Source organism: Streptomyces indicus (assembly GCF_900100315.1).
Taxonomy (GTDB): domain Bacteria; phylum Actinomycetota; class Actinomycetes; order Streptomycetales; family Streptomycetaceae; genus Streptomyces; species Streptomyces indicus.
Genome location: NZ_FNFF01000001.1, coordinates 127523 through 152217, shown reverse-complemented (window position 1 = coordinate 152217; position 24695 = coordinate 127523). Strand labels below are relative to the sequence as shown.

Below are 24695 nucleotides of genomic sequence, written 5' to 3'. Positions count from 1 at the left end.
CGCTCCCAGGACCCCCTCGGCCGGTCGGTCCGCACCCGCGGCCGGGGCAGTGCCCGCGACCGCCGCCCGGTCAGTAGCCGCGACCGCCCGGGTGCTGGCGGTAGTACGGGTCCTCGTACGGCATCGGCGCCGCCGCGGGGCGCGGGGCGGCCGGGCGCATCGCCTCGTAGCCGGAGTTCGCCACGGGGCGCTGGGGCTGCGGCATCGGCTGCGCTGCCGCGTACCCGCCGCGCTGGGCCGAGGGCTGCTGCGGGATGTACGGGGCGGGCGCGTGCTGCAGCGGCGCCTGCTGCCCGTACGCGTACGAGTGCGGGGCGGGCTGCGGCGAAGGCGCGGCCGGCAGCGCGGGAAGGGCGGCCGGCAGGGCGGGCAGGTGGCTGCCCGGCTGGTCGTACGCAGAAGGCACCCGGATCGGGGCGATCTGCGGCGTGCCCCGCTCGGCGACGAGGGAGTCGTAGATCGGGGTGTCCGGGAAGGACGGCGCGGAGTGGTAACCGCCGCCGTAGGTGGAGCGGGGGGAGGTCATGGCACATAAGTTAAGCCCACGATGTGCTGGTTGGATAGCCCTGACATCGGTGGGGCTCATGTGGAAAACATCAGAACTTGACGCTCCTCTTTCCCTTTGCGTGCCTTCGGCTCAACTCGACGGCCCGCAAGGCGTATACGAACGGTCAAATTGTCGCTCAATTGTCCAGTTTGTTTTCCGGGACGGGGCGGTCGGCGGTGCCTCCCGCACCACCTCGGGCGCGGGTCAGGCACGCGGAATGAACTTCCGGTGAACCGCGGCGCGCGCCCTGTTCGAAAGGCCGGTGTCCGGCGGCGGGAGCACGGCGCGTGCCGGGGGCGCGCGGGGCGGCCCCGGCTGCCCCCTGCGGGCGCCGAGCAGGTTCACCCGGGACGGTGAGGCCAACGTCCGCCCTGAGCTGGTGAGTTGACGCGTATCGGGGCTGTAGGAGGCTTGGGTGGCGGTACGCGGTACACGGCAGGAACGGTGGGCCGCCGTGACGGAGCGCAGGCGGCACCGGCCTCGTGCCGGCCGTGAAGACACCGCGCGCCCCGGGCGACGGGCGGGCTAAGTTGAGCGGGTACACCAGGGGGGCCTCACCGGCGACGATGTCCGGGGCCCCGGACTTGGGGACCTATCCGAAGCGCTTGTGGGGGCAGAATGTCCATGCAGTCCATGCCCAAGGGGTCGAACGTCGCGGTGCCCGCGCCGGCTGTGCGGGTCGAGATCGGCTGGCGGTCCGGCCCCGGCGTACCCGATGCCGACGCCTCGGCGCTGCTGCTCGCGGCCGGCAAGGTGCGCAGCGATGCGGACTTCGTCTTCTACAACCAGCCCGCGCACACCTCCGGCGCCGTGCGCCACGAGGGCAAGCGCGCCGCGGGCGGCCAGACCGTGGACAGCCTGGCCGTCGACCTGAACCGGATCGAGCCGGACATCGAGCGCGTGGTGCTCGCGGCCTCCGCGGACGGCGGTTCGTTCGGGCAGGTGCCCGGACTGCACATCCGCGTGGTGGACGCGGCGGGCGGCGCCGAACTCGCCCGCTACGAGAGCGCGGACGCCACGGTCGAGACCGCCTTCGTCCTCGGCGAGCTCTACCGGCGCCAGGGCGCGTGGAAGTTCCGCGCCGTCGGCCAGGGCTACAGCAGCGGACTCGAAGGGCTGGCGACGGACTTCGGCATCACGGTCGACGAACCACAGCAGTCGGCCCCCGTCGCCACGCCTGCCCCGGCTCACGCGCCCGCACCGCCCGTCGCCCCGCAGGCCCCGGCGTACGTGCCCGCGGCCGCACCGCCGCCTCCGGCCGCCCCGCCCGCGGCCCCCGTCCAGCTGACCAAAGTGACGCTCACGAAGAGCGCGCCCACCGTCTCCCTGACGAAGCAGGGCGGCATCTCGGGCGGCATGCGCATCAACCTCAACTGGGAGGTGCGCAAGCAGTTCAAGGGCTGGGGCGCGAAGCTCGGGCGCGCCGTCGCCATGCACTCCGACCTCGACCTCGACCTCTGTGCGCTCTACGAACTCGCGGACGGCCGCAAGGGCGTGATCCAGGCGCTCGGCAATGCCTTCGGGGCGCTCGACCGTCCCCCGTTCATCCACCTCGACGGCGACGACCGCACGGGCGCCAACGCCTCGGGCGAGAACATGTCGATCAACCTCGACCACAAGAACGCCTTCCGGCGCATCCTCATCTTCGTGACGATCTACGAGGGCGCCCGCAGCTTCGCCGACCTGAACGCGAAGGTCACCCTGACCCCGCAGCACGGCGCCTCGATCGACTTCTCGCTCGACGAGTGCACCGTGCCGTCCACGGTGTGCGCCCTCGCCCTGCTCACCAACGAGCACGGCGACCTTCTGGTCCGGCGCGAGTCGCGCTTCCTGGTCCCCGAGCGCGGCGTCAGCCCGCAGCGCACGGTCGACTACGCGTACGGCTGGGGCCTGGACTGGACCCCGGGCCGTAAGTAAGCGGGCCGCTGACACGGGGGGGCCGCTTCCCTGGGACGGCGGTCTCACCGGTCGGGCGCGGGCTCGGCGCGGTCCGGCCGCGTATACGTCCGGCCCTTCCACGCCGCCCCGCGCCCGCGGTAGTGCTGCACCGCCGAGTCCACCGTCATCAGGAGATAGAGGGCCGCCGTCACCGGCAGCAGCGGCGCGAGCCACAGCGGCTGCCGGTAGTAGCGGAGCATCGGCCCGTACGTCGCGGTCATCACCAGCCAGGCGAGGCCCGCCGCCCAGGCGGCGGGTCCGTCCCCGGCCGCGAGGCCCAGGACCAGCCCGGCGGGCGGGACCACGTACACGAGCAGCAGCCCCGCCACCGTCCCGAGCAGCAGCAACGGCTGGTGGCGCAGCTGCGCGTACGCACTGCGCGAGACCATCCGCCACAGGTCGCCGAGGTGCGGATACGGGCGGACGCTGTCGACCTTGTCGGCGAGACCCAGCCACACGCGGCCGCCGGACGCCTTGACGGCCCGGGCGAGCGCCACGTCGTCGATCACCGCGTGCCGGATCGCGTCGGGCACCCGGGCGCGGGCCGCGGCCTCGTCCCGAAGCAGCACACACCCGCCCGCCGCCGCGGCGGTGCGCGAGCGGTCCCGTGAGATCCGGCGGAACGGGTAGAGCTGCGCGAAGAAGTACACGAAGGCCGGGACGATCATCCGCTCCCAGCCGCTCGCCACCCGCAGCCGGGCCATCTGCGACACGAGGTCGAACCCCGAGCCGTGCGCCGCCGCCACCAACTCCCGCAGACTGTCCGGCTCGTGCGCGATGTCCGCGTCTGTGAGAAGCAGGTACTCCGGCGCCTGCGCCGTCCTCGCCTGCGCGATGCCGTGCCGCACCGCCCACAGCTTCCCCGTCCACCCCGCCGGCGGCTCACCGGGCGTGGTCACCGTCAGCGGCAGCCCGCCGTGCTGTGCGGACAGGGCGCGGGCCAGGTCGCCGGTGCCGTCCGAGCTGGAGTCGTCGACGAGGAAGATCCGGGCGGGGCCGGGATAGTCCTGCGCCAGGAGCGAGGGCAGGCTCAGCGGCAGCACCGAGGCCTCGTCGCGCGCGGGCACGACCACCGCCACCGAGGGCCACGCGTCCGGATCGCGGCGGGCCGGCAGACGGACGTCGGTGCGCCAGAAGAAGCCCTGGCCGAGCAGCAGCCACAGCCAGGCGGCGAGCGACAGGAAGGCGGTCCAGGCGAGTGCGCTCATCCCCGCGATGATGCCCCACGTCAAGGGCGTGGGGGTCCGATCGTCTATGGTGACCGGGTGAAGATCGCGCTCGTGGACTCCGGAATCGGCCTCCTCCCCGCCGCCGCCGCGGTACGGCGCCTGCGGCCCGACGCCGATCTCGTGCTCTCCAACGACCCCGAGGGAATGCCCTGGGGCCCGCGCACCCCCGAGGACCTGACCGGCCGCGCCCTGGCCTGCGCCCAGGCAGCCGCCGCGCTGGACCCGGACGCGCTGATCGTCGGCTGCAACACCGCCTCGGTGCACGCCCTGCCCACGCTGCGCGCCCACCTCGAACCGGGTCTGCCCGTCATCGGCACGGTCCCGGCCATCAAGCCGGCCGCCGCGGGCGGCGGTCCCGTCGCGATCTGGGCCACGCCCGCCACCACCGGGAGCCCCTACCAGCGCGGTCTGATCGCCGAGTTCGCCGCAGGGGTGGACGTCACCGAGGTGCCCTGCCCCGGTCTCGCCGACGCGGTGGAGCACGCCGACGAAGCCGCCATCGACCGCGCCGTCGCGGCCGCCGCCGCCCTCACCCCGCGCAACGTCCGCGCGGTCGTCCTCGGCTGCACGCACTACGAACTGGTCGCGGAGCGCATCCGCGCCGCCGTGCAGCAGCCCGGTCAGCCGCCGCTCGTCCTGCACGGCAGCGCGGGCGCCGTCGCCGCCCAGGCCCTGCGCCGTACGCACATCGAGCCCGCCCCCGACGCTCCGGCCACCGGCACCCTGACCGTGCTGCTCACCGGCCGTGAGGGCGAGCTCCCGGCAGCCGCCCTCGCGTACGCGGAGGGCCGCGGCCTGAGCGCCGCCCGCGCCGCGTACTGAGCACCGCGGCCGCCGGACACCGGTCCGGCCCACGCCTCATGCCCCTACTGGTATGACTGGGGCATGCAGGAAGAGACGGCGCGTTCCGCGATCGACACGTTCATCTCCGCCTTCAACGCCTCCGAGGACGGCTACGTGACCGGGCTGCTCGCCCAGGCCCTCACTTCGGACGTGGTGTTCTGGGGGCCGCTCGGCCGCAGTGAGGGGATCGAGGCGGTCGAGCAGTTCGTGCTCGACATCCGCCGCCACCCGGCCGGAGCGGGCACGATGGTGCGCTGTTCAGAGGTGGACATGCCCGGTGAATGGGCCCGCTACCAATGGGTGTTCACGACGCCGGACGGGGGTCCGCGCCTGGCGGGCACCGACGTGGTCCATCTGCGCCGCAGCCTCATCGACCAGATCATCGTGTTCGCCGGGGAGATCAAGTCCGGCGCGTAGGCGCACCGGAAGAAGCACGTACGCGTACCGGAAGAAATACGTGGATCCCCCACCTGAAGGTCACGCTCCGCGATCCCGTGCCTTCGGAGCGGAACACGAGTAGCCTTCACGGCATGAGGGACCAACCCCACGACGACGCAGAGCGGGGCACTGATCCGCACCCCGACATCTGGACCGGCCGCGCCACGAACCGTGTGCAGTGGCTGCTCGCCTGTGCCGGTGCGGCCTGCATGGCGCTCGGCATCGAGTTGGCCGTGGACTCGCCGTGGACGTCGGGAATCGCACCCCTGGTGATGTCCGTCGTCGGCTGCGTCGCCGCCGGCCTCCTGATGCTCTTCGGCACCCTCGCCTTCGTGCACGTGGCGGTACGGGTGGACACCGAGGCCCTCGAAGTGCGCTGCGGACACATGGGCCTGCCGCGTCGCCGCATCCCGCTCAGCCATGTCGTCGGCGCCGAGTTCGCACCGAAGATCACCCCGCAGCAGTGGGGCGGCTGGGGCTGCCGCTGGCGCCCCGAGAAGGGCACCGCCGTCGTCGTACGACGAGGTGAGGGACTGGTCCTGAAGCTGGGCGACGGGCGGAAGTTCACCGTCACCGTCGACGACGCACAGACCGCCGTCGACTTCATCCGCAAGCGCCTGATGCTGCCCACCGGCGGGACCGCGCAGGGCGCCTGAAGCCCTGGGAGCCGCAGGTCGGGCCCGGCTTTCGCCGGACGCCCTTTCCCTGGTCACAGCCGCGCGCCGTAGACTCCGCGGCGTGACAGCCACCATCACGCCGACCGGCGAGCAGACCCCGCCCGCACCCGAGCCGCGCGGGCTCCGGCTCCTGCGCCGGCTCGTTCCGCTCGCGGTCGCGGCGCTCAGCGGCGTGCTCCTCTACGTCAGCTTCCCGCCGCGCACCCTGTGGTGGCTCGCGCTGCCCGCGTTCGCCGGGCTCGCCTGGTCGCTGCGCGGCCGCGCCTGGAAGAGCGCCCTCGGCCGCGGCTACCTGTTCGGCCTCGGCTTCCTGCTGCCGCTGCTCGTATGGACCGGGGTCGAGGTCGGGCCCGGACCGTGGCTCGCGCTCGTCGCGATCGAGGCCCTGTTCGTGGCGGTCACCTCAGTCGGCATCGCCGCCGTGTCCAAGCTGCCCGGCTGGCCGCTGTGGGCCGCAGCCGTGTGGACGCTGGGCGAGGCGGCCCGCGCCCGAGCCCCGTTCAGCGGCTTCCCCTGGGGCAAGGTCGCCTTCGGCCAGGCCGACAGCGTGTTCCTGCCGCTCGCGGCGCTCGGCGGCACCCCGGTGCTCGGATTCGCCGTGGTGCTCTGCGGGTTCGGTCTCTTCGCGGCCGTACGGGAGTTCCTCGCGTACCGCCGGACCCGCACCCTCCGGCGGGGCACCGCAGCCGTCGCGCTCGCGGCCGTGGTCGTGCCCGTCGCCGGCGCGCTCGCCTCGCTGCCGCTGGTCTCCGACACCGCCGAGGACGGCACCGCCACGGTCGCCGTGATCCAGGGCAACGTCCCGCAGGCGGGGCTCGACTTCAACGCCCAGCGCAAGGCCGTGCTCGACCACCATGTGAAGGAGACGCTCCGGCTCGCCGATCGGGTGCGCCAAGGCAAGGCGAAGCAGCCCGACTTCGTGCTCTGGCCGGAGAACTCCTCCGACATCGACCCCTTCCGCAACGCCGACGCGTACGCCGACATCGACGCCGCGGCCAAGGCCGTGGGCGCGCCGATCTCCGTGGGCGGCGTCGTGGAGCACGAGGACGGGCGGCTGCTCAACGAGCAGATCCTCTGGGACCCCGAGAAGGGCCCCACCGAGACGTACGACAAGCGGCAGATCCAGCCCTTCGGCGAGTATCTGCCGCTGCGCTCCGTGGTCGACATGATCAACCCCGAGTGGGGTTCGATGGTCCGCAAGGACTTCAGCCGCGGCAGCGAGCCCGGAGTGTTCACCATGCCGGGCGCGAAGGTCGGCCTCGCCACCTGCTACGAGGCGGCCTTCGACTGGGCCGTGCGGGACACCGTCACGCACGGCGCCCAGCTGATCTCCGTGCCCAGCAACAACGCCACCTTCGACCGCAGCGAGATGACCTACCAGCAGCTGGCCATGTCGCGGATCCGCGCCGTGGAGCACAGCCGCACCGTCACCGTCCCGGTCACCAGCGGCGTCAGCGCCGTGATCATGCCGGACGGTGAGATCGTGCAGCGCACCACCTGGTTCACGGCCGACACCCTGGTCGCCGACGTACCGCTGCGCTCCTCGCAGACCCCGGCCACCAAGCTCGGCACCGTGCCCGAACTCGCCCTGGTCGCCGTGGCGGTGGGCGGCTTCGCCTGGGCCTTCGTACGCCGGAACCGGACGAAGGACACGGCCGCTGCCCCGACGGAGTGAGCCGGTCGGGCGCGCCCGTGCGGAGATCGGCCGCGGGTTAGGGTCGTGGGCATGGGCACCCCCGACTTCATCCGCGCGATCCGGGCCACTGCGGGCCACCAACTCCTGTTCCTGCCGGGCGTGACGGCGCTCGTCTTCGACGACCAGGGCAGAGTGCTGCTCGGCCGGCGCGCCGACACCGGCCAGTGGTCCGTGATCGGCGGCATCCCCGAGCCGGGCGAGCAGCCCGCCTCCTGCGCGGTGCGCGAGGTGTACGAGGAGACGGGCGTGCACTGCGTACCGGAGCGGATCGTCCTGGTGCAGACCCTCGATCCGCACACGTACCCCAACGGTGACCAGTGCCAGTTCATGGACATCACCATCCGGTGCCGTGCCGTGGGCGGCGAGGCGCGGGTGAACGACGAGGAGTCGCTCGAAGTCGGCTGGTTCTCCGTGGACGCGCTGCCGGAGCTGCACGAGTTCGGGGTGTTCCGGATCAAGCAGGCCCTGCTCGACGAGCCGACCTGGTTCGATCCGACGCTCTGACGCAGGCTCTGCCCCCGGGGGGCCATGTGCCGCCGTTGGTCCTAGATCCACACGGTGCCGAGCCAGACGGCCGCCGCCGCGAGCACGATCAGGGCGATGTTCAGGCCGGTCTCGCGCACCTCGCCGCGGGACAGGTGCAGACGCATCGCCCCGATCTGCAGCACGACGAGACCGGCGGCGGCCGCGAGGGCCAGCCACGGGGCGATCCCCGTCAGCGGGGGCAGCAACAGGCCCAGCGCGCCCAGGACTTCGACCGCACCGAGCGCGCGCAGAGCGGGCCGCGGCACCGTGTCGACCCAGGCCATCATCGGCTTCAGGCGCTGCGGGTCCCGGACGGCCTTGATGCCGCCGGAGTAGAGGTAGAACAGACCGAGCAGCACGGCGACGATCCAGTAGGCCACGGACATGGCGGTCCCCCTGAAGTGTGGTGACGGGTGGGAAGTGGCCTCATGATGAGTCAGCGCCGAAGGGCTTACAAAAGGCACACGGATGTGCGCAACGCACAAGGAGCTGTCATGTCGGAATCGGGATCGGGCGGCGCCTCGCAGCAAGCGGGACCCGGTGGCACGTCGCAGCCCGGCACGCCGTACGCGCACACCTGCATGATCCGCGGGGACGGCGGCCGGTCGATCCGCGCCGTCCTCGACCGCATCTGCGACAAGTGGACGCTGCTGATCGTCGCCACACTGGAGGAGAAGCGGATGCGCTTCGGCGAGCTACAGCAGCACGTGCCCGGCATCTCCCAGCGCATGCTGACTCTCACGCTGCGGAACCTGACCCGCGACGGCCTCGTCTCACGCACCGCGTACGCAGAGGTGCCGCCGCGCGTCGAGTACGCGCTGACCCCGCTCGGCCGCAGCCTCATCCCGCCCGCCCTCGCGCTGGCCGCCTGGGCGGTCGAGAACAACGCCCGGATCCTCGAGAGCCGCGCCGCGCACGAGGAGGCCGGGCGCAAGGGCGCCGGCCCCGCGGACCCCGCACCTGCCGCCTGACCTGCGGAATAATCCGGTCCCTGGCGCGCTTGGATCTTCTGGACGAGCACGGCCGCCGGGTGCGGCCGCGTACGGGAGAAGCGAGGAGCAAGCACCATGACCGCCGTACCGTCGGTGACCCGGCACACTCTGGACAACCCGACGTACGACGCGCTCCTCGGCCCGCACGCCCACTTCGCCGAGCGTCGCGGCCGCGCCGTGCGCTACCCGGTGGACGTGGCACCGTGGAGCGCGCTGCCGGACGAGCCCGACGCCCAGGACTGGGCCGACCTCGCGGAGCTCTCCGGCCCCGGCACGGAGGTCGCCCTGCCCGGTCTGCGGTCGCGGCCGCCGGCGGAATGGAAGATCAGCTGGGAGGGCCTCGGGGTGCAGCTCATCGACGAGTCGGTCGACGCCCGCCCGGACCCGGAGGCCGTGCTGCTCGGCGCGCAGGACGTCCCCGAAATGCTCGACCTGGTGAGCCGTACGAAGCCGGGGCCCTTCCTGCCGCGCACCGTCGAGCTCGGCACCTACCTCGGCATCCGCCGGGAGGGCCGCCTCGTGGCGATGGCGGGGGAGCGGATCCACCCGCCCGGCTACACGGAGATCAGCGCGGTCTGCACCGACGAGGACTTCCGCGGCCAGGGCCTCGGCACGCGCCTGGTCCGCGCGGTGGCGCACGGCATCCGCGAGCGCGGCGAGATCCCGTTCCTGCACGCGGCCTCCGACAATGAGGGCGCGATCCGCCTGTACGAGGCCCTCGGCTTCCGCCGACGGGGGCGGACGCGGTTCCTGGGGGCCAAGGTGCCGTATTCGACGGCCGGTTGAGGGACGCACGCCGACACGTGAACAGAGACATGGAACGCGCCCCGTCGTGTGACGGGGCGCGTTCGGTCGTTCGGGAGTGGTCGGTTGGTCCGGCACTGAAGGTCACGGGACCTGAGCCGGTGCGGCCCTGACGGTCAGGGCGCGATCTCCTCCAGCTTGCGGCCGCTCGTCTCCTCCGCGCCGAAGCCCGCCGTCAGCGAGCCGATCACGGCGACGGCTGCCAGCGTGATGAAGACGGAGCCCAGGGCGCCGCCCGCGTAGATCGCGCCGACCACGATCGGGCCGAGGATGATGCCGAGGCGGTTCATCGCGCCGCCGACGGAGGAGCCGAGGGCGCGCATCCGGGTCGGGAACAGCTCGGGGGAGTACACGTACAGGCAGATGTTGGAGCCGAAGAAGAAGACGGCCGCGAGCGAGGTCCAGAGCAGGACGGCGTTCGCCGAGCCCCCGCTGAACAGGCCGAGCAGGAGCAGGCACAGGGCCGCCGATGCCATGCAGACCGTGATGACCTTGCGGCGGCCGGCCCTGTCCACGGTGAGGGCGACCACCAGGCAGCCGAGCAGGCCCGCGCACGAGGTCACGGTGGAGTACAGCAGGGCCGTGGAGAGGTCGAGGCCGAAGCGGGAGTCGTAGATCGTCGGCAGCCAGGATGTGATGCCGTAGTTGACGAAGTAGCCCGTGAACCACAGGACGCCGATCACCAGGGTCCGCTTGCGGTAGCGGCCGGAGAACAGTTCGCGCAGGCCGCCCCGGCCCGCCGGGGCGGGGGAGACGGCAGCGGTGGCCGGTTCCGGTGCGGGCAGGGGCCGGCCGGTGATCCGTTCGACGTCGGCCTCGATCGCGGCCATCGTGCGCAGCGCGTCCTCGTGCCGGCCGTGCTCGGCGAGCCAACGGGGGGACTCCGGCACGTACTTGAGGACGACGTAGCAGAGCACGCCCGGAATCGCGGCGAGGGCGAACATCCAGCGCCAGCCGAGCAGCGGCACCAGCCAGGCCGCGAGCAAGGCGCCCGCGGTGAGTCCGGCCGGGAAGACCAGCTCGTACAGGAGGACGAAGCGGCCGCGCTTGTGGGAGCGGGTGATCTCGGCGATGAACGTGGCGGCGACGGGGACTTCGCCGCCGATGGCGAGGCCCTGCACGAAGCGGACGGCCATGAACGGTTCGGGCGAAGTGCACAGGGTCAGCAGCAGGTTGCAGAGGCTGGAGACCGCGATGCACGCGGCGATCACCCTCACGCGGCCGAAGCGGTCGGCCAGCCGCCCCGAGGCGACGGCGCCGATCAGCATGCCGATCGAGCCCACCGTCATCAGGGCCGTGGTGTTGGTCGTGGTCAGGTGCCATTCCGTGCGCAGTTGGGGCAGGGCGTAGGCGATGAGGAGCTGGTCGAACGCTTCGAAGAAGGTCACCACGCCGACGATCAGGCGGACGGTGACATGCCAGCGGCACAGCGGCAGGCGCTCGAAGCGGGCGCCGATCGAGGCGGCGCCGGCCGCCGGAGCACCGGGGGAGGCATCGGGGCGCAGGTCGGACGCTTCTGTCGTCATGGAGTTGACCTCCTGCTCCGGCACACCGGGACGGGGGTGCGCGCGGGAGCGCTGGGGCCGTGCGGGCAAGGGTCGTGGACCACCCGGGCGGCGGACGAGGGGACAGGTTCGCGGAAGAGACAGCAGGTGAGGCGTAATCAAGCCTCTTAGGGCTTAAGTTCTACCGGCCGACGGTAGGGGGCCGTCAAGGGTTCACGACGAGCTCGCGGAAATTCATCGGGGGGAGGGTCTTGCGGCCAAAATAGTTAAGCCCTTAGATTTCAAGCACTTCGGCGAGTCCGGTGCGGGCCGTCGCGGTTCCCCCATTCCCCTGCCTGTGGAGGTCCTTCATGCCTCGCATCCCCGCCGACGAACTGCTCGTCGCCGGCGTCTGGCGGCGCGGCCGGGGCGCGCCCTTCCGGGCCGTGGACCCCGCCGACGGCTCGGTGCTCACCGAGGTGCACGCCGCCACCGCCGAGGACGTGGACGAGGCTGCCCGCGCCGCGGCCGAGGCTGCCGCCGACCCCGCCTGGCGCGATCTCCTGCCCCATCGGCGGGCGAGGCTGCTGCACCGGATCGCCGACCTCGTCGAGCGCGACGCGGAGGAACTCGCCGCCCTGCAGACCGCCGACACCGGCAAGGCGCTCGCCGAGACCCGGGCCCTCGCGGCCTCGGCCGCCGGCACCTTCCGGTACACGGCAGCCGCGCTGGAGACGATGGAGGACGCGCTCACCCCGTCCCGCGGCCCGTACGTCACGCTGAGCGTGCACGAGCCGATCGGCGTGGTCGGCGCGATCAACCCGTGGAACTCGCCGATCGCCTCCGACGCCCAGAAGACCGCACCGGCCCTGGCCGGCGGGAACGCCGTCCTGCTCAAGCCCGCCGAATGGACCTCGCTGGTGTCGCTCGCCTTCGGCCGGCTGGTCCATCAGGCCCTCACCGAGGCCGAGTTGCCGACCGCGCTCTTCTCGGTCCTGCCCGGCAGCGGCCGGGTCGTCGGCGACGCCATCGTCAAGCATCCGCTGGTCGGCCGGATCGGCTTCACCGGCGGTACGGCCACCGGCCGCACCATCGCCCGGCATGCCGCGGACAAGCTCATCCCCGCCTCACTCGAACTCGGCGGCAAGTCCCCGACGATCGTCCGCGAGGACGCCGACCTCGAACAGGCCCTCGCCGGCGTGCTGTTCGGGATCTTCTCCTCCTCCGGCCAGTCCTGCATCGCCGGTTCGCGCCTCTTCGTCCACCGCAGCCGGTACGAGGAGTTCCTCGGCGCGCTCGTCGAGCGGGTGCGCAAGCTGCGGGTCGGACCCGGCACCGACCCGGACACCCAGGTCGCCCCGCTCGTCCACCACAAGCACCGCGACACCGTGGCGGCCTATGTGGACCTGGCCCGCTCCGAGGGGGGCCGTGTCCTGTGCGGAGGCGCGGCCCCCGGCGGGGCGGCCCACGCGGACGGCGCCTACTACCTGCCGACCGTCATCGACGGACTGCCCAACTCCGCCCGCACCTGCCAGGAGGAGATCTTCGGGCCCGTCCTGGTCGCCCTGCCGTACGAGGACGAGGACGACCTCGTCGCCCAGGCCAACGCCTCCGACTACGGCCTGGCCTGCGGCATCTGGACCAGGGACGCCCGCGCCGCCTGGCGGATCGCCCGGCGGATCGAGGCAGGCACGGTGTGGATCAACACGTACAAGCAGTTCTCCATCTCCACCCCCTTCGGCGGGATGAAGGACTCGGGCCTCGGCACCGAGAAGGGCCGCGACCTCATCCGCGCCTACCAGCGCCAGAAGTCCGTCTACTGGGGCACCGACACCGCGCCCCTGCCCTGGGCGAACTGAGCCCACGGCCCCGACCGACGCCGCTTCCAAGGGAGTTCCCCGCCATGCCACAGCCCGCCATGCCGCAGCCCGCCATGTCACCGCCGTCCACGCCGCGGTCCACCGCGCCGCAGCCCCCCGTCGCCCGGCTGCGCGCCCTGCGCTCCGTCGAACTGCTCACCCCCGACTTCGCCGAGGCCACCGACTTCTACGAGGAGGCCTGGGGCCTCGAGGTGGTCGAGAGCGGGCACTCCGGCAGCTGGCTGCGCGGCACCGGCGAGGAGCACCACGCACTCCAGCTCACCCGCGCCGACCGGATCGGCCTGGGCCGACTCTCCTTCGCCGTCGGCACGCCCGCCGAGATCGACGAGGCCGCCCGCCGGCTCGAAGCACGCGGCATCACCCCGCTCACCGGGCCGGGCGCCCTCGACCAGGCCGGCGGCGGATACGGGCTGCGCTTCCACGACCACGAGGGCCGGCTCATCGAACTCTCCGCCGACACCTGGGCCGTACCCCCGCGCGGCCGCGACGCCGCCGTACCGGTCGGGGTGACACACGCCGTGCTCAACACCACCGACATCGACGCCTCGGTCGCCTTCTACACCGATGTGCTCGGCATGCGCGTCTCCGACTGGTCCGAGCATCAGATGGCGTTCCTGCGCTGCAACGCCGACCACCACTGCATCGCCTTCAACCAGGCGCCGTGGGTCTCCCTCAACCACGTGGCGTACGAGATGAGTTCGGTGGACCACTTCATGCGGGGCCTCGGCCGGCTGCGCCACCACGGGATCACCCCGCAGTGGGGGCCGGGGCGGCACGGGCCCGGCAACAACACCTTCTCCTACTTCACCGACCCGACCGGTCTGGTCTGCGAGTACACCTCCGAGGTCGCGCAGGTCGTCGAGGACCGGTGGATCTGCAAGGTGTGGCGCCGCGTACCGGAGCTGTCCGACCTGTGGGGGACGGCAGGACCGCCCTCGCCGCTGATCCGCGCCCACATGGCGGGTACCGCCGACGGCAGCCGCGTCCAGGTGCCGGCGGCAGGCGTCCCCGTGCAGGCCCCCGTCGACGCCGAAGGAGTGCACGCGTGAACACCGTACGGACCACGAAGGTCGGGCTGGTCGGCTGGGGCGCCATCGGCCGGGTCGTCGGCGGCGCGCTCGCCGAGGGTGCGGTCCCCGGAGCCGAACTGACCTGCGTAGTCGACAACCGGCCGCTCGGCGACGCGGTGCCCGCCCCGCAGCGCACCTTCGAGCAGGCCGTCGACGCCTGCGACCTCATCGTGGAGGCCGCCGGGCAAGGGGTGGTGCGCGAGTGGGGCGAGCGAGTGCTCGCCGCCGGCACCGATCTGCTGGTCGCCTCGACCGGAGCTCTCACGGACGAGGACCTGGCGAAGAAGCTGCTCGCGGCCGGTCCGGGCCGCGTGTACTTCACCGGCGGTGCCGTCGGCGGCCTCGACCTGTTGCAGGCTGTACGGGCCATGGGTCCGCTCACCGAGGTTCGGCTGACCACCACGAAGCTGCCCGCCACCCTCGAACAGCCCTGGATGGACGAGGAGTTGCTGGGCCGGATGCGGGGCGCGACCGGACCCGTCGAGGTCATGACGGGCACCGCGCGCGATGTGCCGGTCAAGTTCCCCAAGTCCACCAATGTGGCGGCCTCCGTGGCCCTCGCCGTGGGCGACCTCGACTCCGTGCGCGTCCGGGTCGTGGCGGACCCCGGCGCCGTCCACACCTCGCATGTGGTCGAGGCGGCGGGACCGCACGGCACCTACCGCTTCGAGGTGCGCCACCGCCCCGACCCCGTGAACCCCGCGACCAGCCAGGTCGTCCCGTACGCGGTGCTGCGCTCGCTCGGCGCGGTGGTCGGCCGGACGGGACAGATCCTGTGAGCGCGACCTCGTACGCCGTCGAGGCCCTGCACCTGGAGGAGGCGGGCGACAAGGACGCCCCGGTCGCCCTGTGCCTGCACGGCATCGGCTCCTCGTCCGCGGCCTTCGCCTCTCAGATGGACGCCCTGGCCGCCGAGTTCCACGTCCTGGCCTGGGACGCGCCGGGCTACGCCAAGTCGGCCGATCCGCAAGGCCCGTTGACGATGGACGACTACGCCGATCTCGCGGCCGAGATCATCCGTCCGTACGGCGGAGCCCATGTCCTCGGGGTCTCCTGGGGCGGTGTGATCGCGCTGCGCCTGGCGGCCCGCCATCCGGAGCTCGTCGACTCGGTCATGGTCGTGGACTCCACGCCCGGCTCCGGGACTTCGCCGGAGAAGGCGGCCGGCATGCGCGCCAGGGTGGCCGAGCTGGAGCGGCTCGGGCCGCAGGAGTTCGCCGCCGCCCGCGGCCCCCGGCTCGTCTCCGCGCAGGCGCCCGCCGAGCTCGCCGAACGCGTCACCGCCACCATGGCCGCCTCGGTCCGTATGCCCGGATACGGCTACGCGGCCGAGTCCATGGCCACCACCGACCTGCGCCGCGAACTGCAGCACATCACCGCACCCGCACTCGTCCTGTGCGGCGCCGAGGACCGGATCACCGGACCCGACGCCTCCCAGGTCCTGGCCGGCGGTCTGCACAAGACCGCCTACGTGATCGTCAAGGACGCCGGTCACCTGGCCAACCAGGAGCAGCCCGCGCATGTGAACGACTGGCTGCTCTCCCATCTCGACATCGTCGCGCAGCTGCGTGCCGACCGGCTGAAGGGCTGAACCACCATGCCTCTGACCAACACCGAGTACGACAACGGCGGCGACCTGGCCGCGTACACCGACTCGCTCATCGCGACGAAGGACTCCCGCGCCGTCGACTTCGACACTCTGTCCTTCCAGGAGAAGGCCGGCCCCCAGTACCGCCGCGGCCAGATCCGCTACGTGGGCTCCGGCGCCACCGGCAACCACGAGGGCGACAAGCGCATCATCCCCTCCGGCGGGTTCACCTTCTCCAACATGCTGCTCCCGCCCGGCGCGGAAGGCCCGGCGCACACCCACCACGACGTCGAGGAGGCCTTCTTCGTCCTCGAAGGCCAGGTCAAGGTGGGCATCCACCGCGGCCCCGACGAGGTCGAGTACCGCACCCTCGGCTACCGCGACATGATCGTCGTGCCGGCCGGTGTGACCCGCTCGCTGAAGAACGAGGGGGACACCGACGCCCTGTTCTGTGTGGTCATCGGCACGCAGAAGCCGCAGGTCCCCTCGTACCCCGAGTACTCGCCGATGCACGGCGTCACCCGTGACTGACACGGCGCACGCGGAGGTCCGGACGGACGCGGCGCACGCGGCGGTCCGGACTGACGCGGAGGTCCGGACGGTCGTCGTGACCGGTGCGGGCCGTGGCCTGGGGGAGGCCATGGCCCGCCGGGCCGCCGGCGACGGGTTCCACGTCGTGGTGGCCGAGCTGAACGAGGAGTGGGGGCGACGCACCGCGGCTGCCATCCAACAGGCGGGCGGCAGCGCCGAGTTCAGGGCGCTGGACGTCGCCGACCCCGAGTCGGTCGCCTCGTTCGCCGCCGCCCTCGACCGGCCCGTCTACGGACTGGTCAACAACGCGGCCCTCGCCAACGGCGTCGGCGGCAAGGAGTTCCAGGACATCGACGTCGAGGCGTGGGACCGCCTGATGACGGTCAACGCCCGCGGACCCTGGCTGGTCGCCAAGCACCTACTTCCGCTGATGACCCGGCCCGGCCGGATCGTCAACATCGCCTCGGACGCCGCCCTGTACGGCTCCCCGCGGCTCGCCCACTACATCGCCTCCAAGGGCGCCGTCATCGCGCTCACCCGGGCGATGGCGCGCGAACTCGGGGAGCAGGGCATCACGGTCAACGCGGTAGCGCCGGGCCTCACCGAGGTGGAGGCCACCGCGACCGTGCCCACCGAGCGCCACGCGCTCTACGCCGGGAACCGGGCGATCTCCCGGCCCCAGCAGGCGGAGGACCTCACCGGGTTCGTCTCCTTCCTCCTCAGCGAGGAGTCCCGGTACGTCACCGGTCAACTCACCGCCGTCAACGGCGGCTTCACGATGCACTGACCCGCACTCATCCCCACGGAGCTCCCATGGATCTCGGCCTCGCCGACCGCACCGTCGTGGTCACCGGAGGCAGTTCGGGCGTCGGCCTGGCCACGGTCCGCGCCCTGCTCGACGAAGGCGCCCGGGTCGCCACCTGCGGCCGCGACGCCGACCGCCTTGCCAAGGCCACCGCCTCCCTCGACCCCGAGCGGCTGTTCACGGCGCCCTGCGACGTCCGCGACGCCGACGCGGTACGGCGCTTCCTCGACGCGGTCACCGACCGCTTCGGCCCCGCGGTCGACGGCCTCGTCAACAACGCGGGCCAGTCCCGGATGAAGCCGCTCGACGCGACCACGGAGGAGGACTGGCGCGACGAGCTGGAGCTCAAGTTCGCCGGCGTCCTGCACCCCCTCGCCGCCGCCCGCGCCGCCCTGCGCGCCTCGGACGCCGCGAGCATCGTCAACGTCAACGCGGTCCTCGCCAAACAGCCCGAGACCCGCCTGATCACCACCTCCGCGGCGCGCGCCGGCATCCTCAACCTCTCCAAGTCGCTCTCCGCCGAACTCGCCGGCGAGGGCATCCGCGTCAACTCGGTCTGCCTCGGCCTCGTCGACACCGGCCAGTGGACCCGCAGGCACGCCGCCGCGGGCAGCGGACAGCCGTACGAGGAGTGGCAGGCCGCACTCGCCGCCGACCGCGGCATCGCTCTCGGCCGCCTCGGCCGCGCCGAAGAGGTGGCCTACGCGATCCTCATGCTCCTGTCGCCGCGCGCCTCGTACATCACCGGAACCAGCATCGACGTCTGCGGCGGAGTCGGCCGCGGCATCCTGTGAGGAGCACCGCCATGCCCTACGAGAACGGTGGCGACCTCCTCGTCGCCCACCTCAAGTCCCTCGGCATCGACACGGTTTTCGGCATCGTGTCGGTGCACAACCTGCCCCTGGTCGAGGCCGTCGACCGCGAACTGCGCTTCGTGCCCGTACGGCACGAGGCCACCGCCGTCAACGCCGCCGACGCCTGGGGCCGGGCCCGCGGCACCCTCGGCTGCGCACTCACCTCCACCGGCACCGGCGCGGGCAACGCGGCCGGCTCCCTGATCGAGGCCCTGGCCGCCGGCACCTCGGTGCTGCACATCACCGGCCAGGTGGAGTCGGAGTTCCTCGGCTCGGGCCGCGGCTACATCCACGAGACCAAGGACCAGCTCGGCATGCTGAGCGCGGTCTCCGTATACGCGGCCACGGTGCCCGACGCCGCCTCCGCCGGGCGGATCCTGCGCGAGGCCACGGCGGCGGCCCTCGCCGCACCGGGCGGTCCCGCGAGCGTGGAGTGGCCCGTCGACCTCCAGTTCGCCCGGCAGACGGATGAGGGCGGGGAGGTCGCGGTCCCCGCCGCGCCCGTACCGGATCAGGCCGAACTCGCCGCAGCGGCAGACCTGTTGGCCGCCGCGCGCCGTCCCCTGATCTGGGCGGGCGGCGGCGCCACCCGGGCCCGCGCCGAGCTGCTCGCGCTCGTCAAGGCGACCGGCGCCGGACTCCTCACCTCCAACTCCGGCCGGGGCTCCGTACCCGAGGACCACCCGCTCGTCATCGGCAACTTCGCCACCACCCCGGCAGTCCGTGCACTCCTCGCCGACGCCGACGTCCTCGTCACGATCGGCACCCACTTCCGCTCCAACGAGACCGCCGACTACGGGCTCGAACTACCCGCCGCCCACGTCCAGATCGACGTGGACGCGGCCGCACTCGGCCGCGTGTATCCGGCGCGGCACGCCCTGCACGCGGACGCGGCGGCCGTCCTGCCCGCGCTGACCGCCGCGGCCGTGCGCGCCGACGAAGCCTGGTCGCGGCGCGTCACCGAGGTGCGCACGCAGGTGCGGGCCGCCCTCCACGACTCCATCGGCCCCCAGGCGGCACTCTGCGACGCCCTCGCCGAACTCCTGCCCCCCGGCGCCGTGGTCGCCCGGGACGTCACGATCCCCTCCTCCTCCTGGGGCAACCGCCTGCTCCCGGTGCACGATCCGCGCGGCAACGTCTTCCCGCGCGGCGGCGGCATCGGACAGGGGCTCGGCATGGGCATCGGCGCCGCCCTCGCCCGCCCCGACGAGCCCACCGTCGTCATCGCCGGCGACGGCGGCCTCGCCGTCCACCTCGGCGAACTCCTCACCCTCGCGCAGGAACGGCCCCGCCTCACGCTGCTCGTCTTCAACGACGGCGGATACGGCGTGCTGCGCAACATGCAGGACAAATACGCCGACCGCCGCTCGGGCGTCGACCTCGTCACCCCGGACTTCGGCAAGCTCGCCGAGGCCGCCGGCCTCCCGTACGCGCGTATCGCCGCCGAGGACGAGGCGCGTCCCGTGCTCGCCGAGGCGCTCGCGAGCCGGGGCCCCGTCCTCGTCGAGGTGGATCTGCACGCGCTCGGACCCATGAAGAACCCGTTCACCCCGCCCGTCAAGATCTACACCGCGTAGGGAGGCCGCCGGCCATGACGACCCACCCCGAAGACCCACGCACCCTGCTCGTCCGCCGGATGACATGGGAGGCCGACGGTGTCCTGTCCGTCGAGCTGGTGCACCCGGACGGCAAGCCGCTCGCCCCCTGGTCGCCCGGCTCCCACCTGGACCTGCACGTCGGCGGCCACATCCGCCAGTACAGCCTGTGCGGCGACCCCGCCGACGCCACCCGCTACCGGGTGGCCGTGCTCAACGAGCCGTCCTCGCGCGGCGGTTCACGGCACGTCCATACGAAGCTGCGCCCCGGCCAGAGCGTCACCGTCGCCGGACCGCGCAACCACTACGCCCTCGAACCGGCCGGCTCGTACCTCTTCATCGCCGGCGGCATCGGCATCACGCCGATCCTCGCCCACGCCCGCCAGGCCGAGCGCGAGGGCATCCCGTACCGGCTGATCCACGGCGGACGCAGCCGCGCCTCGATGGCCTTCGGCACGGAACTGGCCGCGCTGGACGGGGGAGAGGTCACCTTCGTACCGCAGGACGAACAGGGCCACATCGACCTGGCCGCCGCGCTCGCCGGACTCCCGGCCGACGCCCTCGTCTACTGCTGCGGCCCGGCCCCGCTGCTCGACGCCGTCGAAGCGGCCTGTCCGGCAGGGCAGTTGCGCACCGAACGGTTCGCGGCACCCATCGTCGAACGCACCGGTGACGACGCCGCGTTCGAGGTCGAGTTCCGCGCCAGCGGTACGACGGCCACCGTGCCCGCCGGCCTCTCGATCCTGGAGGCCGCCGAACGCGCCGGCGTGCAGGCGGCCTCCTCCTGCCGCGACGGCATCTGCGGCACCTGCGAGACCCGCGTCCTGGCCGGCACCCCCGACCACCGCGACTTCCTCCTCAGCGACGCCGAGAAGGAGAGCGCCGAGACCATGATGATCTGCGTCTCGCGCTGCTCCTCGGACCGTCTCGTCCTCGACCTCTGAGACCTCTGAGACCACTCAGACCACTCAGATCTCTCAGATCTCTCAGACCTCCGAGCCCTTCAGGAGCATTCCATGACCGCCACCGACACCTGGCCCTACCTCGACCGCCACCAGTCCCGGACGCACGAGCCCACCCCGTACGAGACCAAACTCGCCCGCACCCTCGAGGACATCTTCACCCTCGAGGGCCACGAGCTCACCGATGTGATCGCCGGCCTCAACGCCCGCCAGGTCCGCACGCCGGACGGGGCGCCCTGGACCGAGGACACCTTCCGTGCCGAGATGAAGCGCCTGGGGGCCTGACGACCATGACCCTGACCACCCAAGCCACCGCCGAGCACATCTACGCCACCGGGCTGCGCAACCAGTGGCACCCCGTCGTCCCCTCGCGCTTCGTGAAGCCGGGCGCGATGCGCAAGGTGACCGTACTCGGCGAGAACTGGCTGCTGTTCCGCAAGTCCGACGGCACCCTCTCGATGCTCGCCGACCGCTGCCCGCACCGCGGCGCACCCCTCTCCCTCGGCAAGCACCTGGGCGACCGCGTCGCCTGCTGGTACCACGGCGTCGAGGTCGACACCACCGGCACGGTGACCTCCGTGCCCGGCCTGCCGGGCTGCAACCTGGAGGGCAAGGCCCTGGTCACGGCCCTGCCCGTACGGGAGATCGGCGGCGCGGTCCTCGCCTACTTCGGCGACGAGGAGCACCCCGAGTCCTGCGAACTGACCCTGCCGGAGCCGCTCCTGGACGACGCGATCGACGCGTTCCTCTGCTACGCCGAGTGGGACTGCAACTGGCGCTTCGGCATGGAGAACCTGCTCGACCCCATGCACGGCGCGTTCCTGCACCACGAGTCCCACACCATGTTCGACGGCGAGTCCCAGGCCAAGTTCCGCATCCGCGAGACCGAGCGCGGCTACTTCTTCGAGAAGACCGACCAGCGCGGTGTGAACTTCGACTGGGTCGAGCTCTGCCGCACGGGCGTCGACTGGGTGGACCTCTCCATCCCGTACCCGCCCTCCGCGGGACCGGGCGGCGCCTTCGGCATCGTCGGCATGGCCTGCCCGGTCGACGAGGGGCGCACCGGCGTCTTCTTCTGGCGCTACCGCAAGGTCTCCGACTGGCAGCGCGACACCTGGCGCTTCCTCTACAAGACCCTCATCGAGGCCCGCCACTGGGAGGTGCTCGAACAGGACCGCGTCATGCTGGAAGGCCTGCCCGAGGACGCCGACCAGCACGAGAACCTCTACCAGCACGACCTGGGGGTAGTCCGGCTGCGCCGCCTGTACCAGGCGCAGGCGAAGGCCCAGTCGCGGGCCCAGGAGCAGACCCGGGCCTAGGTCCGGTCCCGGACCCAGATGCAGTCCCGGGCCTGGGTCTGGTCCCGGGCCGGGTGGCCCGTCCCGCGGGTACGGGCGCGACGGTCACTCCGGTGTCGCGCCCGCCCTGCCGGTCTCGCCGGCGTCATCCGCCCCGTCCGAGTCGTCCGCCGTGACGATCGAGTGCTCCAGGTGGGACAGGAGCTTGGCCAGCTGGCGGCGCTGGGCGGCGGAGAGGCCGGCGAGCATGGCCCGTTCGTTGTCCAAGTGGGAGGCGAACACCTCGTCCACCACCCGCAGGCCCTCGTCGGTGAGCCGCGAGTAGACGACGCGGCGGTCCTCCGCGTCGCGCTCGCGGACCAGCAGGCCGTCCTTCTCCAGACGGTCGAGGCGCAGGGTCACACCGGCCGAGGACACCAGGCCGGAGGCCGCAAGCTGGCCCGCGGTCAGGCGGTACGGGGCGCCGGCGCGGCGCAGCGCGGTGAGCACGTCGAACCCGGCGACGGACAGGCCGAATTTCTCGATACGGCTCGTCAGGCGCGAGTTGTAGTGCAGATACGCGCGGTGCAGCCGGGCGAGGACCTCCAAGGGCGAGGTGTCCAGGTCCGGCCGCTCCCTGGCCCAGTCCTCGACGATCGCCGCGACCGCGTCCTTGCGGCCGGTTCGTGCCCGCTGCGCCATGACGACCGTTCGTCCCCTCGTGGTGATGTGCCGACCCCGGTAAGGGGACCCTTAGCTGAATAACATCTTAGCGCTCAACGATCAAGTGCCCGAGGGGGCCCGGGGTCCGCGGGTGTCTCATTCCTTGCGGTACGCGTACGCCTCGTGCGCCGCCGCCTCCACGGCGTCCAGATCCGCCCCGGCCGACGCCGTCACCACCGCGGCGACCGCGCCCTCGACGAAGGGGGCGTCCACCAGACGGGAGTCCGGCGGGAGTTCGTCGCCCTCGGCGAGCAGCGCCTTGACCGTGAGCACCGCGCTGCCGAGGTCGACGAGGAGGGCGACCCCGGCGCCGCGGTCCACCGAGCGGGCCGCGGCGGCGATCAGATCGGCGCTGGTGCCCAGGCCGCCGTCCTCCGTGCCGCCCGCCGGGGCGACCGGGGCGGTGGCCTTGCCGCCGGCCAGGCCCGCGGCGAGATCGGCGACGGAGGTCGCGACGGGGCCGCTGTGCGAGACGAGGACGATGCCGACCAGCGGGGAGTCGGTCATCCCTCGGCTCCGTCCCCGGCCGCTTCCGCGAGCGCCGCGAAGAGCAGGGCGGTCGAGGTCGCGCCCGGGTCCTGGTGCCCGGCGCTGCGTTCACCGAGATAACTCGCCCTGCCCTTGCGGGCGATGAGCGGCACGGTGGCCTCGGCGCCCCGGGCGGCCGCCTCGGCCGCCGCCCGGAACGAAGTGGCCAGCTCCGCGACCGCCGGCTCGAGCGCGTCGACCATCGTCTTGTCCCCGGGCACCGCGCCGCCCAGCTTGGCCACCGCGTCCACGCCCGCCCGCAGCGCGTCCGCGAACTGCGCCTCCGACACCTCGGCGGCCTCCCCGAGCTCCTTGCCGGTGCGCCGCAGCAGCGTCCCGTACAGCGGGCCCGAGGCACCGCCGACCGTGGAGATCAACTGCCGTCCCGCGAGGGTCAGGACGGCACCGGGCGTGTCCGGCGGGTCCTTCTCCAAGGCGGCCGCGACGGCGGTGAACCCCCGGCGCAGGTTGCTGCCGTGGTCGGCGTCGCCGATCGGTGAGTCCAGTTCGGTCAGCCGCTCCGCCTCGCGGTCGACGGCGGCGGCGGTCGCCGTCATCCAGCGTCGGAAGAACTCGGCGTCGAGCACAGGGCCTCCAGAGGAAGGGGGAACGGGAACGCTTGCCGCGCGGTGCTCACATACCCCAGCGCAGCGCGGGCGTACGCACGGGCGCGTCCCACAGGCGGAGCAGCTCCTCGTCGATCTGGCACAGCGTGAGGGAGGCGCCGGCCATGTCGAGCGAGGTCACGTAGTTGCCCACCAGGACGCGTGCGACGGCGACATCGCGTGCGGCGAGCACCCGGGTGACCTCCGCGTGGAACCCGTAGAGCTCCAACAGCGGGGTGGCGCCCATGCCGTTGACCAGGAGCAGCACCGGGTTGCGCGGCCGCATGTCGTCGAGGATCGCGTCCACGGCGAACTCGGCGATCTCCCCGGCGGTCATCATCGGACGCCGCTCGCGGCCCGGCTCGCCGTGGATGCCGATGCCCAACTCCAGCTGCCCGGCGGGCAGATCGAAGGTCGGGCTGCCCTTGGCGGGCGTCGAGCAGGCGCTGAGGGCGACGCCGAAGCTGCGGGAGTTCTCGTTGACCTGGCGCGCCAGAGCCTCCACGCGCTCCAGCGGCATGCCCTCCTCGGCGGCCGCGCCCGCGATCTTCTCCACGAACAGCGTCGCCCCCGTGCCGCGCCGGCCGGCCGTGTAGAGGCTGTCGGTGACGGCCACGTCGTCGTCCACGAGGACCTTCGCCACCTGGATGCCCTCGTCCTCGGCGAGCTCGGCGGCCATGTCGAAGTTCATGACGTCGCCCGTGTAGTTCTTGACGATGAACAGCACGCCCTTGCCGCTGTCCACGGCCGCGGCGGCCCGCACCATCTGGTCGGGCACGGGACTCGTGAACACCTCGCCGGGGCAGGCCGCCGAGAGCATGCCGCGCCCCACGAACCCGCCGTGCAGCGGCTCATGACCGCTGCCGCCGCCGGAGACGAGCCCCACCTTGTCGTCCACCGGCGCGTCCCTGCGCACGATCACCCGGTTCTCGACGTCCACCGTCAGTTCGGGATGTGCGGCCGCCATACCGCGCAGCGCGTCCGCGACCACTGTCTCCGCCACGTTGATGAGCATCTTCATTCGGGCCGCCTCCGTAGGTCGGGTGTCGGTCGCCTCCGGTCTGCGCCCAGTATCGGCCAGCCACCCGGCCAGGTCACGGGTGC

General features: G+C 72.6%; 27 protein-coding genes. 19 read left to right on the top strand and 8 right to left on the bottom strand.

Annotated features, from left to right (window positions below):
• Positions 1 to 70: 70 nt before the first annotated feature.
• Positions 71 to 526, bottom strand: a complete 456-nt coding sequence (locus BLT97_RS00730) for a DUF6643 family protein (protein WP_093606664.1) — start codon at positions 524 to 526, stop codon at positions 71 to 73.
• A gap of 654 nt (positions 527 to 1180) precedes the next feature.
• Here BLT97_RS00730 and BLT97_RS00725 point away from each other — a divergent pair.
• Positions 1181 to 2464 carry a TerD family protein gene (locus tag BLT97_RS00725; RefSeq protein ID WP_093607670.1) on the top strand — a complete coding sequence of 428 codons (1284 nt, stop codon included), beginning with the start codon at positions 1181 to 1183 and terminating at the stop codon, positions 2462 to 2464.
• Between the two features lie 44 nt (positions 2465 to 2508).
• Here BLT97_RS00725 and BLT97_RS00720 read toward each other — a convergent pair whose 3' ends face one another.
• A complete protein-coding gene (locus BLT97_RS00720) occupies positions 2509 to 3693 on the bottom strand; it encodes a glycosyltransferase (RefSeq protein ID WP_093607668.1) in 1185 nt (394 codons plus the stop codon).
• Between the two features lie 57 nt (positions 3694 to 3750).
• Here BLT97_RS00720 and BLT97_RS00715 point away from each other — a divergent pair, with 57 nt between their 5' ends.
• The 5 genes from BLT97_RS00715 (at position 3751) to BLT97_RS00695 (ending at position 7872) form a co-directional block, all read left to right on the top strand.
• A complete protein-coding gene (locus BLT97_RS00715; protein WP_176953584.1) occupies positions 3751 to 4536 on the top strand; it encodes a glutamate racemase in 786 nt (261 codons plus the stop codon).
• A 63-nt stretch (positions 4537 to 4599) separates the two neighbouring features.
• The gene (locus BLT97_RS00710; RefSeq protein ID WP_093606663.1) at positions 4600 to 4974 is read left to right on the top strand and encodes a hypothetical protein; all 375 of its coding nucleotides are present in this window, start codon (positions 4600 to 4602) and stop codon (positions 4972 to 4974) included.
• A 113-nt stretch (positions 4975 to 5087) separates the two neighbouring features.
• Positions 5088 to 5651, top strand: coding sequence for a hypothetical protein (locus BLT97_RS00705; RefSeq protein ID WP_093606662.1), 564 nt, complete (start codon positions 5088 to 5090; stop codon positions 5649 to 5651).
• Between the two features lie 82 nt (positions 5652 to 5733).
• Positions 5734 to 7347 carry an apolipoprotein N-acyltransferase gene (gene lnt, locus BLT97_RS00700; protein WP_093606661.1) on the top strand — a complete coding sequence of 538 codons (1614 nt, stop codon included), beginning with the start codon at positions 5734 to 5736 and terminating at the stop codon, positions 7345 to 7347.
• A 51-nt stretch (positions 7348 to 7398) separates the two neighbouring features.
• The gene (locus tag BLT97_RS00695) at positions 7399 to 7872 is read left to right on the top strand and encodes an NUDIX hydrolase (protein ID WP_093606660.1); all 474 of its coding nucleotides are present in this window, start codon (positions 7399 to 7401) and stop codon (positions 7870 to 7872) included.
• Between the two features lie 41 nt (positions 7873 to 7913).
• Here the strand turns inward: BLT97_RS00695 and BLT97_RS00690 are convergent, their stop codons facing one another.
• Positions 7914 to 8279, bottom strand: coding sequence for a DoxX family protein (locus BLT97_RS00690; protein ID WP_093606659.1), 366 nt, complete (start codon positions 8277 to 8279; stop codon positions 7914 to 7916).
• A gap of 195 nt (positions 8280 to 8474) precedes the next feature.
• On the opposite strand from BLT97_RS00690, the gene BLT97_RS00685 reads away from it, so the two are divergent.
• Together BLT97_RS00685 and BLT97_RS00680 are read left to right on the top strand one after the other, a co-directional pair.
• Entirely contained in the window at positions 8475 to 8864 is a 390-nt protein-coding gene (locus tag BLT97_RS00685; protein WP_218137286.1) for a winged helix-turn-helix transcriptional regulator, read from the top strand.
• A gap of 96 nt (positions 8865 to 8960) precedes the next feature.
• Positions 8961 to 9671, top strand: a complete 711-nt coding sequence (locus BLT97_RS00680) for a GNAT family N-acetyltransferase (protein WP_093606657.1) — start codon at positions 8961 to 8963, stop codon at positions 9669 to 9671.
• Positions 9672 to 9805: 134 nt separating this feature from the next.
• On the opposite strand, the gene BLT97_RS00675 is transcribed toward BLT97_RS00680, so the two are convergent.
• Entirely contained in the window at positions 9806 to 11215 is a 1410-nt protein-coding gene (locus BLT97_RS00675) for an MFS transporter (RefSeq protein ID WP_093606656.1), read from the bottom strand.
• 329 nt (positions 11216 to 11544) lie between these two features.
• Between BLT97_RS00675 and BLT97_RS00670 the strand changes: the two genes are divergently transcribed.
• The 11 genes from BLT97_RS00670 (at position 11545) to BLT97_RS00620 (ending at position 21777) form a co-directional block, all read left to right on the top strand.
• Positions 11545 to 13032 (top strand): aldehyde dehydrogenase family protein, encoded by a 1488-nt coding sequence (locus BLT97_RS00670; RefSeq protein ID WP_093606655.1) that lies wholly within the window; start codon positions 11545 to 11547, stop codon positions 13030 to 13032.
• Between the two features lie 74 nt (positions 13033 to 13106).
• Positions 13107 to 14102, top strand: a complete 996-nt coding sequence (locus BLT97_RS00665; RefSeq protein ID WP_093607667.1) for a VOC family protein — start codon at positions 13107 to 13109, stop codon at positions 14100 to 14102.
• The gene (locus tag BLT97_RS00660) at positions 14099 to 14902 is read left to right on the top strand and encodes an aspartate dehydrogenase domain-containing protein (protein WP_093606654.1); all 804 of its coding nucleotides are present in this window, start codon (positions 14099 to 14101) and stop codon (positions 14900 to 14902) included. The genes BLT97_RS00665 and BLT97_RS00660 overlap by 4 nt, the downstream gene beginning before the upstream one ends.
• Positions 14899 to 15714: an alpha/beta fold hydrolase gene (locus tag BLT97_RS00655; protein ID WP_093606653.1), complete on the top strand. Its 816-nt coding sequence runs from the start codon at positions 14899 to 14901 to the stop codon at positions 15712 to 15714. Before BLT97_RS00660 ends, BLT97_RS00655 begins: the two co-directional genes overlap by 4 nt.
• 6 nt (positions 15715 to 15720) lie before the next feature.
• Positions 15721 to 16242: a cupin domain-containing protein gene (locus tag BLT97_RS00650; protein ID WP_093606652.1), complete on the top strand. Its 522-nt coding sequence runs from the start codon at positions 15721 to 15723 to the stop codon at positions 16240 to 16242.
• A gap of 76 nt (positions 16243 to 16318) precedes the next feature.
• The gene (locus tag BLT97_RS00645; RefSeq protein ID WP_281251113.1) at positions 16319 to 17029 is read left to right on the top strand and encodes an SDR family oxidoreductase; all 711 of its coding nucleotides are present in this window, start codon (positions 16319 to 16321) and stop codon (positions 17027 to 17029) included.
• Positions 17030 to 17055: 26 nt separating this feature from the next.
• Entirely contained in the window at positions 17056 to 17841 is a 786-nt protein-coding gene (locus BLT97_RS00640) for an SDR family oxidoreductase (protein WP_093606650.1), read from the top strand.
• Positions 17842 to 17852: 11 nt separating this feature from the next.
• Positions 17853 to 19478 (top strand): thiamine pyrophosphate-binding protein, encoded by a 1626-nt coding sequence (locus tag BLT97_RS00635; RefSeq protein ID WP_093606649.1) that lies wholly within the window; start codon positions 17853 to 17855, stop codon positions 19476 to 19478.
• 14 nt (positions 19479 to 19492) lie between these two features.
• Positions 19493 to 20440 (top strand): PDR/VanB family oxidoreductase, encoded by a 948-nt coding sequence (locus BLT97_RS00630; RefSeq protein ID WP_093606648.1) that lies wholly within the window; start codon positions 19493 to 19495, stop codon positions 20438 to 20440.
• A gap of 72 nt (positions 20441 to 20512) precedes the next feature.
• Entirely contained in the window at positions 20513 to 20743 is a 231-nt protein-coding gene (locus BLT97_RS00625) for a recombinase-like helix-turn-helix domain-containing protein (protein ID WP_093606647.1), read from the top strand.
• 5 nt (positions 20744 to 20748) lie between these two features.
• Complete coding sequence (locus tag BLT97_RS00620; protein ID WP_093606646.1) at positions 20749 to 21777, top strand: aromatic ring-hydroxylating oxygenase subunit alpha; 1029 nt, start codon at positions 20749 to 20751, stop codon at positions 21775 to 21777.
• Between the two features lie 84 nt (positions 21778 to 21861).
• Here BLT97_RS00620 and BLT97_RS00615 read toward each other — a convergent pair whose 3' ends face one another.
• From BLT97_RS00615 to dhaK, 4 genes are all read right to left on the bottom strand, one after another.
• A complete protein-coding gene (locus BLT97_RS00615; RefSeq protein ID WP_093606645.1) occupies positions 21862 to 22437 on the bottom strand; it encodes a MarR family winged helix-turn-helix transcriptional regulator in 576 nt (191 codons plus the stop codon).
• Positions 22438 to 22554: 117 nt separating this feature from the next.
• Positions 22555 to 22965 (bottom strand): PTS-dependent dihydroxyacetone kinase phosphotransferase subunit DhaM, encoded by a 411-nt coding sequence (locus BLT97_RS00610; RefSeq protein WP_093606644.1) that lies wholly within the window; start codon positions 22963 to 22965, stop codon positions 22555 to 22557.
• On the bottom strand, positions 22962 to 23573 hold the full coding sequence (gene dhaL / locus BLT97_RS00605; RefSeq protein ID WP_093606643.1) for a dihydroxyacetone kinase subunit DhaL: 612 nt from the start codon (positions 23571 to 23573) through the stop codon (positions 22962 to 22964). The genes BLT97_RS00610 and dhaL overlap by 4 nt, the downstream gene beginning before the upstream one ends.
• Before the next feature lie 46 nt (positions 23574 to 23619).
• Entirely contained in the window at positions 23620 to 24612 is a 993-nt protein-coding gene (gene dhaK / locus BLT97_RS00600; protein ID WP_093606642.1) for a dihydroxyacetone kinase subunit DhaK, read from the bottom strand.
• Positions 24613 to 24695 lie beyond the last annotated feature (83 nt).